Here is an 11,736-nt window from a genome sequence, read left to right as displayed (position 1 = left end):
GGCGTCAGGCCAGGGCGATCGGTGCCACCCGATCAGACGCCGAACACGGTATTCGCGCGTTCGGTGTAGGCGTCTTTGGCGATGTCGCGCAGCGGTTGGCCGTGACCGCACAGTGCGTGGCGGAAGCTCAGTTCCTTCAGGCGCGTGAAATCGTCGGCCGCTGGTTCATTCACTTGCATCCACACCGGCCCGAAGTTGCCGCGCTGGAAGAAGCCCATGCCGGTCATCATGCTGCGCGATTCGTCGGAGAAGAATTCGTCCGGGGTCTCCCAGTTCTGGAGGGCGTCGCAGGCGACCAGGATGCCGCCTTCGCGGTCGATGTGCAGGATGCATTCGGGCAGCTTGATGGTGCGGAAATCGAACACGCTGCAACCGGCGAAGGGCATCTCGCCGCCGGGCACAAGTTCCTTGTCGGCAACGAGGCCATGTTCGTGCTGCATGCCGGGCATTGCCCAGAAGGTCGCGCCGTAGCGCGCTTTGTAGAAGGCGTCATCGCGGCCATGCAGGGAACCGATCTTGACGATGTTGGTGACGCGTCCGAGCGCATCGAGTGCTGCCAGGCCTTCGTCGGTCAGCCGCACGGTGTTGATCAGCGTGAGGCTGTCGCCTTCGCGCACGATCGTCATGTTGCGGCTGAAATGCCAGTGCGCATTCATCAACTCGGTCTTCATGGTGCCGGTCACGAAGAACACGTTCGGGAAAACTTCTTCTATCGGGCCGTGTGGCAGCGCTTCGGGAAACTGGTCCATGGTGTGTCCTCTTATCTGTCGGGTATTGAAAGCCTACTTTGAGCCGCGCCGCGCTGCAATTCGATCTTCTCGCCAGAGTCAGCGCTGGTGCGGGTTTGCGGGTGGGGCGCCACGCTCAGTCGTAAACGAAACGTCCCACGTACACGTACTCTGCACTGTATTCGTGGAGGTACTCATCAAGGTACTGACGCTGCGCTGCACTCAGGCGGTTGTGGCGGATGTCGTCGAGGGTCTCGCTGCCGTCCGAATGGTCGAGCCGCTTGAGGTGGAAGAGCGTCATGTCGCGCCCTCCGAAGAAGCCTTGCAGAAAGCTGTGCTGCCAGCGCGCGTCGGTCATGTCGAACACGGCACCGGCGAGTGCGGTCAGCATCGGCTGCTCCGCCAGCGTTTCTGCGGTGTAGACGGGATAGTCGCCGGGCGGTGGCAGAAAGGGCGGTACCGGCAGCTTCTGGTGAACGGGGTGTCGACGCAGCGCCGCGATGTAGTCCGCATCAAGGCCGTTGTCGGTGGCGCCCTTGATCAGGATGTTGAGGTATCGCTGCGTGGGCCGGCAATCTTCATCGATGAAGGAGGGGATGCCCACGTAGGCGATAGCCTTCATTGGCCCACTCCCGGTCTCCAGGGTTACCGCGATGCGGTCGTAGCCGTGGCCATAGGCCTCCGCCGCGTCGAGCAGTTCCAGGTCAGGGTCATCGCAATGGTGCACCACGCCCCAGACCTGATCGGCCGGATTACCCGTCGGCTCTATGTTGCCGACACCACCTTCATGGCGGAAGAAGTGGTGAACGTTGAAACGCAGGCGCCAACCGTGCAGCACCGCGCGCCGCGATTCGGTCGGCTCGACGCCCTTGGCGCGCAGCGAGCGCAAGTCCATGTTTGAACCATAGCCAAAGTACCAGAACACCTGTCGTGGCTCCTTGATATTGGGGGGCGTTACTTTTCAGGGTTAGGATGCGGGCGGCGCGAAGGCTCGCATTCCGGACCTTTCGCTGCGCGTCTGGCGCGCGCGGTGTTTAGCGCCTAAGGTTAAACGAGTTTGTGCAGCAGAAGAACGAAAACAGCGTGCGCGGCACGATCCGCGCCCCAACAGGAGATCACCGATGACCCTCAGTACCCCGAGCGCGGGCGCTCGACACGACTATGTGATCAGCCGCAGCGAAACCGATGACAGTTACGGTCTGTGGCGGCTGGATCTCGACAGCACCGCGCTGTTCGAGCCGGTGCCGCTCAGCCCGAAGGCGACCTTCGATCGCAGTCACCAGATGCTGTCGATCGGGCGTTACTTGCTGGAGTGGGGGCCGGTCGCGCTGGAGTCCTATCAGGCGTGCTTCCCGTATCGCCTGTTCGAGTTCGATCCAGCCAGCCCCGACCCCCTTGCCGGTGCGCCGGTGCAGAAGGGCCTGTGGCCGAAGTCGAAGTTCTGGTGGTCGCGTCCGGACTTCGGCAACCCCGATGGCGCCAGCAAGAGTTTCGACTCCGGCAAGAACCTGATGCTGGTCCCGCTGGGCGGCTTCGTTCTGAACCTGATTCCGCAGAGCGGGCGGGGCACCTTCCAGCTCTGGAACTTCGACCCGAATCCGCTTCCGCTGGCGAAATGTCAGTCTGATCCACTGCCCAAGCCGTGGTCGCCGCAGGGTGCGTTCGACACGATTGCCGATGGGCATGAACTGATCGCGCTGGGCAACTATGTGCTCGACCGGGTGCCGGCGACCGGCGAATACGCGGTCTGGAGTTTCGATCCCCAGAACGAATTTCCGCTTGCCCGACCAAGCATCCAGCACGGGCAGTGGCAAGACATCGACGCGAGTCACAAACTGATTGCGATCGGCGAACATGTGCTCGACTGGGTGCCGGCCGATCGGAGCTACCGGCTGTGGCAATTCGACCCGAAAAGCGAGAACCCGCTGACCGGGCCGGTGCGCAGCGGCGTGCTGCCCGAAGCGTTTGCGGCGCAGACGAACCTGCTCGGCATCCAGGCCCTGAGGCCGGTTGACGTGGCGCGCAAGAACGTCCCCGGTACGATCGATTTCATGCGCGACAAGATCAAGCATGTCGTGTACCTGATGCTTGAGAACCGCTCCTTCGATCATGTCTGCGGCTGGCTGTACGAGCAGGGCGAAACCGGCATCCACTTCGTCGGTGATGATCGGCCTTTCGACGGTGCCAGCACCGAGATGTACAACCTGGCGTCGGACGGCAAGGGCGGCGAGCGCAAGGTCTATCTCGAGAAGTACAAGGACGGCAAGCTGAGCGACGACTATTCGCTGAACTTCCTGACGGTTGATCCGTACCACGACCATTCGGACGTGATGCGCCAGTACTTCTACAAGGACAGCCACGGCTACGAGAAGCGCATGACCCCGAATATGGGGGGCTTCGTCTGGAACAACGCGGCCGATTCGGTGATGTGGACCTACTCGCCGGAACAACTCCCGGTGCTCAACGGGCTTGCAAAGCATTACGCGGTGTCGGATGCCTGGTTCAGCTCGATGCCTGGGGCGACCGATTCCAACCGCGCCTTCGCGTTCAGCGGGTCGGCGCTGCGTCAGCTCAACAATTTCCAGAATGGTGTGCAGTACATCGACTGGCCGGATACCTGGCATCGCCAGTCGGTATGGAAGGTGCTGTGGACCAACGGCTTCACCGACTGGAAGATCTACAACTCCATCGTGTGGATGAACTTTGTCCACACCTATCACCTTTACCTGCAGGGTCAGATTCCGTCGGTGGACGCGAATACCGCCAAGTTCATCGCGGGTATCGACCAGTTCAAGGAAGACGCACTGACCGGAAAGCTGCCCGCTTTCAGCTTCCTCGAACCGGTGTGGGTAGGCTCGGCAGGGACCACTTCTTATCACCCCGGGCCCGATGTGGTACCCGGCGAGCAGGCACTCAACGAACTCTTCAACGCGATGAAGGCGGGTCCGGCGTGGAACGAGACGCTGTTCGTGATCACCTTCGACGAGCACGGCGGCATCTACGACCATGTGCCGCCGCCTTACGCCGAGAACCCGTGGCCGAATGACGTGATCGACGGCTACCGCTTCGACATGATGGGCGTGCGGGTGCCGACGATCCTGGTGTCGCCGTGGATCAACGAGAAGACCGTGTTCCGCTCTTCGACGCCGGTGGCCTACGACTCGACCTCGATCCTGGCCACGCTGCTGCACTGGTATGGCATTCCGAAGGCGAGCTGGGCGCTGGGCGACCGCACCGACAAGGCGCCGACTTTTGAAGCGGTGTTTCAGCGCACCACGCCCAGGCACGACGCGCCGACGCTCAAGCCGCCCTACGACAGCGACTTCCCGAGCAAGGGCAAACCGCGGCAGCACCTTGAGCTCAACGACCTGCATCGGCTGATGACGCCGCGCATCGTGTGGGCACTGGCGCGCGGGAAGCTCAGCGCATCGGAAGCCGAGAAGATTTCCGATGACATCCTGGCGCGGGCGACCAGTCTGGAGTCGCTGCACGCCCTGATCGACGACCTGTCGCGCCGGATCGGTTGATCTGACGGAGCCGCGGCGCTGCAGATACGTGCGGCGTCGCGGAACACTTCAAGGCGCAACGACGCGCCCTTTGCTGCCCCCTCAGGGAGTCCCTGCCATGAATCTCTTTCGTTGCTGGCGCCTCTGCGCCTGTCTGTTGCTGCTGGTCATGCAGTACGCGCCCGGTGCCCGTGCGGCCGATGCCGTCAGCTACACCCTCGGACCGAAGTCCGTCGTCCAGTCGCTGTATCCAGACGCAAGCTGGCTGCCGTCCGAATATGCGGCCAAGTATCCCGATCTTGCCAAGACCATCGAAGGTTTCACCTTGCAGTCGCTGCAGCGGGATGGTGTCAAGAAGGCCAAGGTAAGCGTGAGCTTCCCGGTCGTCGCGGGCGTTGAGCAGGTGCAGGTGAGCATCAGCCCGGCCAGCGCTACCGCGCGACGTTACGCCCAGGTGCACCCGACATTGCTCGACGCCGCACACGCACAGGCGGCGCTCAAGGGCACCAAGGCGTGCGAGGCGCAGGCCTCGCCCAAGTGCTGGGATCCTCAGCCGCGCGCCGGCCAGCCTTGGGCGTTCTACCTGCCGCTGGGGCTGCCGATGGCGACGCAACGCTCGGTGCTGTTCCTCGACTATCCGCCGATTCCTGCGTTGAGCGGCAAGGACTATCTCGACAACTTCACCATGTGCCGCTGGGGCCGGGTAATGGGCGCTGCCGGCGCGAAGAACCCGTTTGCCTACGAGACGATCGTCGATTCGCGCCCGATCGCTGCGCCCGGCAGCGGTGAAGATGCGCTGCTGCCCGATCCGCAGGCCTGGTTCAACAGCGACGACAAGGGAGCGGTGTATCTCACGCCGATGTTGCAACTGGTGACCGCCCCGCAGGACGCGAGTGCCACCAAGACCTTGCCGGTGGCGGTATTTGGATCCACCGCGCGCAAGACTTGGGCGAAGATGGTCGACGCGCACTCGGTCGGTATTCTGGATGTGGGTGAAACCCAACTTGGCGGTCAGTCCCGGATTACGCCCTGGATCGCGACCAATCACCCCGACGTGACGAGCTACAACTGCTGCCCCGGTGACCCGCACGCGAGTTGCAAAGGTAGCTTCGATCTGATCAAGGACGAACAGGCCGACTTCGTTTCAGCGTGCTGGTTGCGCGAGATGGCAACGCCGGGCGCACCCACTGCCGCCGAGGCCAAGCAACGTTGTGCCGCGCGCTGGGTCGACAAACCAAGTGCGAGTGCGAAACAGACGCTGTGCATTCAGGCCAAGCTCGACAACAACAACCCGGATGCCGCTTGCAAGACCTACAGCGATGCCTGGAACTATTGTTCCGCTCACGAGGCCAACGCCTGCGCGACGCTCGACTGCAGCTACGACAAGACCAAGGTCAAGCAGCCGGTGCCGCCGGTTGCGAAACGGCCGGTAGGTTGGGAAGAGGACTGTCGCCGATACTTCTGATGCAGCGCGGGCAACGCCGGCGGCGTGTTGCTGTGCCTGATGCGCCACGATGGTGCCGGTTTCGCGCTGCGCAGCGAGCAATGGCCTGCTTTCGAGACATCAGCCTGCGGACTTGCATCACGGGTGAATGGGCGCTGCGCCGGGTAGAGTAAGCGCTCCCGACCTAGGTGGGCGATACAGTTGATGCGTGAAGGCGACAAGGACGAGTTCATCCGGATTGGCGATGCCTGTCGCTCATGGGGCATTGGCGCACTTCGCTGGCATTGGCGCACGCCTGTGACCGTGCCGGCGAAGGCACGTATCCGGGTTGTTGGCGGGCGCGGATTTGGCGGGCGAACCTTGTGCGCGGAGCTGCGCGCCAAGGGCATGGCCGCGGACTGGCGTGATGCCCGAGACTCTGGCCTGGGGGTACTCGGCAGGAGCGCGGTGGTCCTTCTGGGGCGCATCCCCGAGATCGAGTTTGCCCGCGGTGTGCTGCATACCGCGGGGATTGGCGGCGCGCGCGTCGAAATGCTGGCTCAAAAGGTCTGCACGCTGGAACCCGGGCGTTTTCTCGGGCTACGCGGCTTCAAGGGGCATCCGGTACTGGTCACGCAACCCAGGCCGCGGCAGGTCGGCCCCAGAACGAGACTTCGCGCGGCCAGGGCACGGTGAGGCGTCCGCTGCTCACTTGATCTTGCGTTGAGGCCGTGCCACCCGTCAGACCAGGCTTGGCCCGGTGCGGGAGTCTCGCTGAGGGGATGCCGTCAGCCAGTGCATTGCCCTCAGAGGCGTGCCATCTCCATGGATGTCTCTGTGGAGATGTGTGTCAGAGCAGTCACCGCACATTCTGTGTAAGCAAGTGCTACAGCGACCCCATTTGCGCTGTCTCCAGCAGCCCCATCCCGCGGTTTTGACGTACATTTGCCTACCCTTGGCTGGGGCAGTGTCGCGCCGATGGTGTGCTGTCAGGCTGATGTTTCTCGGAGAAGTCGGATGAAGAAGGTTTTGCTGTGCTTGCTGATCTTGCTTGCGCCGCTCGGGCATGTTCTGGCGCTGGAAGGGCCTGCGCGGGTACCGCTGGGGCCGCAGCAATACCAGGCTGCCACCGCGAAAATGATCGCCACCTTGCTGACCCGCTATCACTACACCGCACCGAGGCTGGACGATGCGCTGTCGGCTAAGGTGTTCGACCGTTACCTCCAGTCGCTCGATCCCGAGAAGCTGCTGTTCCTGCAAGCCGATATCGACGCTTTCTCCGCAGCGCGGACAAAACTCGACAATGCGATCTCGAACGAGGACGTTCGCTTTCCCTTCACGCTGTATAACCTGTACCGCGACCGCCAGGTCGAGCGCTTCACCTACTCGCGGCAGGTGTTGAAAACGGCATTCGATTTCACCGGCCAGGAGTCGATCGAATACGACCGCAAGAACGCCCCCTGGCCGCGAACGATGGACGAGATCCGCGATCAGTGGCGCAAGCGGGTCAAGAACGACTGGCTGCGCCTGAAGCTTGCGGGGCAGAAGGACGATGCGATCCGGAGCACGCTCGACAAGCGTTACGAGGGTTATCTCGGCCGCATCGACAAGGTCAACCCGAACGACGTGTTCCAGATCTTCATGGATGCCTACGCGACGGCGATCGACCCGCACAGCAACTACCTCGGCCCGAAGGCCTCTGAAGAGTTCGACATCTCGATGAAGCTGTCGCTGGTGGGCATCGGTGCAGTACTGCAATCGCGCGACGACTACACGATGATCCGTGAGTTGGTGCCGGGTGGCCCCGCAGCCTTGTCGGGGAAGCTTCAGATTGGCGATCGCATCGTCGGCGTCGGGCAGGGCGCAGACGGCGCGATCTCAGAAGTGCTGGGGTGGCGTCTGGACGACGTGGTCAGCCAGATCCGCGGTGCGCTCGATACGGTGGTGGTGCTCGACGTGCTGCCGGCCGACGCGGGACCGGACACCAAACACAAGCGGGTGCAACTGACGCGCAAGAAGATCAGCATCGAAGAGCAGGCCGCGAAGAAATCCGAAATCGAGATCAAGGATGCACACGGGGCCCACAAGATCGGCGTGATCACCCTGCCATCGTTCTATGAGGATTTCGAGGCGCGTCGATCGGGCGACAAGAACTACAAGAGCGCCGCGCGGGATGTCGAACGCCTGCTGGGCGAACTCAAGAAGGACAAGGTTGAAGGCGTCGTCATCGATCTGCGCAACAACGGCGGCGGCTCGCTGCGACAAGCGGTGGAACTGACGGGCCTGTTCATCGACCAGGGGCCAGTGGTGCAACAGCGCGATGCCAAAGGGCAGATCGCTGTGGAGGCCGACACACGGGCAGGCTACAGCTGGACCGGGCCGATGGCGGTGCTGATCAACCGTTTCTCCGCATCGGCCTCCGAAATCTTCGCGGCGGCGATCCAGGATTACGGGCGCGGCGTAATTCTGGGCGAACCGAGTTTCGGCAAAGGCACCGTGCAAACGGTAATCAGTCTGGACCAGTTGCTGAAGTCGGAGAAACCGACTTACGGAGAAGTGAAGTTCACCGTGGCCGAGTTTTTCCGGATCAATGGCAACACCACACAGTTGCGTGGGGTCACGCCTGATATTGCCTACCCGCTGCTGAACGATATCGAGCATATGGGCGAGTCGAGCTTCGACAACGCCTTGCCGGCGAGCCAGATCAAACCAGCCGATTATCTGCCGGCCGGGGATCTGACAGCGGTGATTCCCTCGTTGCGCAGCCGCCACGAAGCGCGGATGTCGGCCGAGAAAACGCTCAAGCGAATCATCGACGACGCTAACGAAATCGCGGTCCTGCGCAAGCGCGCCACGATCTCGCTCAATGAAGCGGAGCGGCGTGCCGAGCGCGACGCGATGGAAGCGCGGGCCAAGAAACGGGCTGAGGAAGAGGCGCGCGAGAACGGCGCAAAAGCCGGCAAAACGAAGGCAGAGATTGATGAGGACCTGCAGGCGTCGTCGGATGACGGCTTGCTCGACAACGAACGTTCCATTGAGCGTTCGAGAGGAGCGGGCAAGAAGAAACGCGAACGCCCCGACGCCCTGCTGACCGAGAGTGCCCATGTGCTCAGCGACGAAGTCGATTTGCTGACAGCCAACCCGAAGCTTGCCGTGCGTGTCGTGCCGGCGGACCTGCGCCTTACGAAGAAGTGATTGGAGCGGGCGGCAGGTGGGCTGCCGCCCGAATGGTTCAGGCGATGCTGTCGAGTGCCTGAACGAAATCGGCGATCAGATCGTCGCTGTGTTCGATGCCGACGGATACCCGCAGAAGGTCATCGGGGCAGAAGGTGCCCGGCCCCTCCACGCTGGCGCGGTGCTCTACAAGGCTTTCCACCGATCCGAGCGACGTTGCCTGTTTAAAGATCCGAAGCTTTGCGGCCACGGCTCGCGCGGCGCTTTCGCCGCCGCGAATGCGCACCGACAGCATGCCTCCGAATCCGTTGCTGAACTGCCGCTGCGCCAACGCGTGCTGCGGGTGGGAGGGCAAGCCCGGGTAGCTGACCTGTGACACGGCCGGGTGGCGTTCCAATGCCTCGGCAAGTTTCATGGCCGAGGCGCTCGCCGTGCGGACCCGCGGAAACAGCGTGCGCATGCCGCGCAACAACAGCCAGGCCTCGAACGGCCCCAGCACCGCACCGCCAAGCGCGCGGACCGTGCGGATGCGCGGCCACAGTGGCGCGTCCTTGCGCGCGACCAGCGCGCCGGCGACGACGTCGGAGTGCCCGTTGAGATACTTGGTCGCCGAGTGCATCACGATGTCGGCACCCATCTTCAGCGCCTGCCCGTGCACCGGGGTCAGCACCGTTGCATCCACTGCGACCTGTGCGCCGGCGCGGTGCGCCAGTGCGCTGGCTGCTGCGATGTCGGTCAGCTCCCAGGTCGGATTGGCGGGGCTCTCGATCCACAAGAGTTTCGGGGCGCCGATCGCCAGCTTGGCTTCGAGGTCGGCGAGATCGGCGTTCTCGTAGAAGGCGAGATCCAGCTGCCACTGCTCGGCGAAGAGTATCAGCCACTTGCGCAGCGCCCAGTACATGTTGCGTGGCGCGAGCACGCGCTGGCCGGGTTCGAGCGCTTGAAACACCGCCGCGGCTGCGGCCATTCCGGACGAGAAGAGCAGGGCGCTGTCGCCGGCTTCGAGTTCGGCGAGCAGTGCTTCGGCCTGATCGTAGGCGGGACTGGCGTCGCGCGAATACACCCGGCCGCCGGGGTAGCTGCCATCGTCGGCGCGCTCAAAGGTCGTCGACAGGTGCAGCGGCGGCACGATGTCGCGATAGGGCTCCGCAACACGACCGAGCGCTTGCGCGGTGAGGGTTTCGGGGTGGAAAACTGGGGACGAGTCTTTGCTCACGAAAGCGGCTCCGGCAGGCGAATGCGCGACAGTGTAGCGCGGGCGCCGGACATGCCGAGCCCGATCGGATTACGGCTCAGGTGCGGATCAGTACCTCGTCGGCAATGAACTGTGCCAGCATCGTAGTGACCCGTTGTGCGATCTCTTCTTCCGGCATCAACGGCGATACCTGCTCGCACGCCTCGCCGAACGTCGCGCCGTCCGCGAGTGCGTAGATGAATTGCGATGCCACCGCGTCGAGCGAACGGAATCGGGTGTCCAGACCCTGCCGCCAGATCAGCAGCGTGTGCGGATCTTCCTCGGGAGGTTCGACGCTCGCATCCGGGTCTGCGGTGAGCTGATGCCACACGGCCTCTACCGCCCATTCCACATCGAGCAAACAGGCCGATGGGTGCAGCGCAAAGCGCAGCAAGTGCCACCCCTCTGGCGGCGTGCTTGCGAGTTCGTCGAGTGACCATGGCGTTGCATCGTCTGCATCGAAGGCATGCCGCAGCGCCCACTCCATACGGATCAGGTCGCCGAGTGCGGGATGCGGCAATCGCGCGGGGTCGCTTGTTGCGAATGCATGCAGCGCATCGCCGAACCAGCGAATCGACGGGTGACGAGAAGGGTGTGCGGCGATGTAGGCGAGCCCGAGCGCGTCGAAGTCCTCATCGCCGAGCACGGCTCGCAGCACCGGATAGTTGTCGCGCAGCGCCGTGAGCAGGCGGGCGCGGTAAGCCTCGGCGTAGATCTCGAAGCGAGCGGCGGCAGTGCCGGTGCTATCGGCCAGCAAACCATCGGGAAGCCGCCGTGTCAGGATCGCCTGTTGGAAGGTACATTGGGTCTGGTGCAGCGTGTTCATGCGGTCACCGCCTCGTGTTGCCCCAATGCAAGGCGCGAAACCTCACGTGCATGATCGAGTTCGGCGAGCAGTTCAGCCAGAAGCGGAATGTGATCGTCGCGTTCAATCATCGTCGGCACCGCGCCGACGCGGCGCAGGGTGTAGTCGTAGAGGGTCCAGACCGGATCGCACACTGGGTGGTCGTGCGTGTCGATCAGGAAGTCGCCGTGGTCCTCATGGCCTGCGAGGTGAATCTGTCGGACCCGTGATGCCGGCATCGCGTCGATGTAGCGCCGGGCATCAAAGCCGTGGTTGATGCTGCTGACGTAAACGTTGTTAACGTCGAGCAAAAGCAGGCAATCGGCGCGGCGGGCGATCTCGGCGACGAAGTCCCACTCGCTCATTTCGTCCTGCGCGAAGGCGACGTAACTCGACACGTTTTCGAGCAGGATCTGTTGGCCGAGGAAGCTCTGCACCTGATCGATGCGCTCGCACAGGTGTTGCAGCGCGGCTTCGGTGTAGGGCATCGGCACCAGGTCGTGCAGGTTATGGTGATCGACGCCGGTCCAGCATAGGTGGTCCGAAATCCACGCCGGTTGCACACGGTCCGCCAGGGCCTTGAGCTCGCCGAGGTATTTGCGGTCGAGTGGATCGGCCGACCCAATCGAAAGCGAAACGCCGTGCATCACCATCGGATAGTCGCGGCGGATCGTGTCGAGAAAGTGCAGCGGTTTGCCGCCCGGCACCATGTAGTTTTCGGAGATGATCTCGAGCCAGTCGACCGCTGGCCGGGTGTCGACGAAGTCACGATAGTGCTCGACGCGCAGGCCAAGTCCGAATCCGTGCAAGGCGCGATTCATGGAGAC

Annotated in this window: 9 protein-coding genes; 4 read left to right on the top strand and 5 right to left on the bottom strand. The window is 63.2% G+C overall.

Annotated elements, in window-relative coordinates; translation table 11 throughout:
- Positions 1-32: 32 nt before the first annotated feature.
- Positions 33-749 carry a hypothetical protein gene (locus GGR36_RS05025; RefSeq protein WP_183632549.1) on the bottom strand — a complete coding sequence of 239 codons (717 nt, stop codon included), beginning with the start codon at positions 747-749 and terminating at the stop codon, positions 33-35.
- 115 nt (positions 750-864) lie between these two features.
- Positions 865-1,653 carry a gamma-glutamylcyclotransferase gene (locus GGR36_RS05020; protein WP_183632547.1) on the bottom strand — a complete coding sequence of 263 codons (789 nt, stop codon included), beginning with the start codon at positions 1,651-1,653 and terminating at the stop codon, positions 865-867.
- Between the two features lie 196 nt (positions 1,654-1,849).
- On the opposite strand from GGR36_RS05020, the gene GGR36_RS05015 reads away from it, so the two are divergent.
- The 4 genes from GGR36_RS05015 to GGR36_RS05000 all read left to right on the top strand — a co-directional run bounded on the left by GGR36_RS05015 (position 1,850) and on the right by GGR36_RS05000 (position 8,852).
- Complete coding sequence (locus tag GGR36_RS05015) at positions 1,850-4,255, top strand: alkaline phosphatase family protein (RefSeq protein ID WP_183632545.1); 2,406 nt, start codon at positions 1,850-1,852, stop codon at positions 4,253-4,255.
- 97 nt (positions 4,256-4,352) lie between these two features.
- A complete protein-coding gene (locus GGR36_RS05010) occupies positions 4,353-5,699 on the top strand; it encodes a hypothetical protein (protein WP_207064306.1) in 1,347 nt (448 codons plus the stop codon).
- A 183-nt stretch (positions 5,700-5,882) separates the two neighbouring features.
- Positions 5,883-6,353, top strand: a complete 471-nt coding sequence (locus GGR36_RS05005) for a hypothetical protein (RefSeq protein WP_183632542.1) — start codon at positions 5,883-5,885, stop codon at positions 6,351-6,353.
- Positions 6,354-6,674: 321 nt separating this feature from the next.
- On the top strand, positions 6,675-8,852 hold the full coding sequence (locus GGR36_RS05000; RefSeq protein ID WP_183632540.1) for a carboxy terminal-processing peptidase: 2,178 nt from the start codon (positions 6,675-6,677) through the stop codon (positions 8,850-8,852).
- A gap of 37 nt (positions 8,853-8,889) precedes the next feature.
- Here GGR36_RS05000 and GGR36_RS04995 read toward each other — a convergent pair whose 3' ends face one another.
- The 3 genes from GGR36_RS04995 to bufB form a co-directional block, all read right to left on the bottom strand.
- Entirely contained in the window at positions 8,890-10,047 is a 1,158-nt protein-coding gene (locus GGR36_RS04995) for a PLP-dependent transferase (protein ID WP_183632538.1), read from the bottom strand.
- Between the two features lie 76 nt (positions 10,048-10,123).
- Positions 10,124-10,891 (bottom strand): HvfC/BufC N-terminal domain-containing protein, encoded by a 768-nt coding sequence (locus GGR36_RS04990; RefSeq protein ID WP_183632536.1) that lies wholly within the window; start codon positions 10,889-10,891, stop codon positions 10,124-10,126.
- Complete coding sequence (bufB, locus tag GGR36_RS04985; protein WP_183632528.1) at positions 10,888-11,730, bottom strand: MNIO family bufferin maturase; 843 nt, start codon at positions 11,728-11,730, stop codon at positions 10,888-10,890. Before bufB ends, GGR36_RS04990 begins: the two co-directional genes overlap by 4 nt.
- Positions 11,731-11,736: the final 6 nt, after the last annotated feature.

The organism is Niveibacterium umoris, from assembly GCF_014197015.1.
GTDB lineage: Bacteria > Pseudomonadota > Gammaproteobacteria > Burkholderiales > Rhodocyclaceae > Niveibacterium > Niveibacterium umoris.
This window is presented reverse-complemented; position numbering and strand designations above follow the sequence as displayed.

Coding starts and splice junctions, on each gene's coding strand:
- GGR36_RS05025 (WP_183632549.1), bottom strand. CDS start 749: ATGGACCAGTTTCCCGAAGCGCTGCCACACGGCCCGATAGAAGAAGTT.
- GGR36_RS05015 (WP_183632545.1), top strand. CDS start 1,850: ATGACCCTCAGTACCCCGAGCGCGGGCGCTCGACACGACTATGTGATC.
- GGR36_RS05010 (WP_207064306.1), top strand. CDS start 4,353: ATGAATCTCTTTCGTTGCTGGCGCCTCTGCGCCTGTCTGTTGCTGCTG.
- GGR36_RS05005 (WP_183632542.1), top strand. CDS start 5,883: ATGCGTGAAGGCGACAAGGACGAGTTCATCCGGATTGGCGATGCCTGT.
- GGR36_RS05000 (WP_183632540.1), top strand. CDS start 6,675: ATGAAGAAGGTTTTGCTGTGCTTGCTGATCTTGCTTGCGCCGCTCGGG.
- GGR36_RS04990 (WP_183632536.1), bottom strand. CDS start 10,891: ATGAACACGCTGCACCAGACCCAATGTACCTTCCAACAGGCGATCCTG.
- bufB (WP_183632528.1), bottom strand. CDS start 11,730: ATGAATCGCGCCTTGCACGGATTCGGACTTGGCCTGCGCGTCGAGCAC.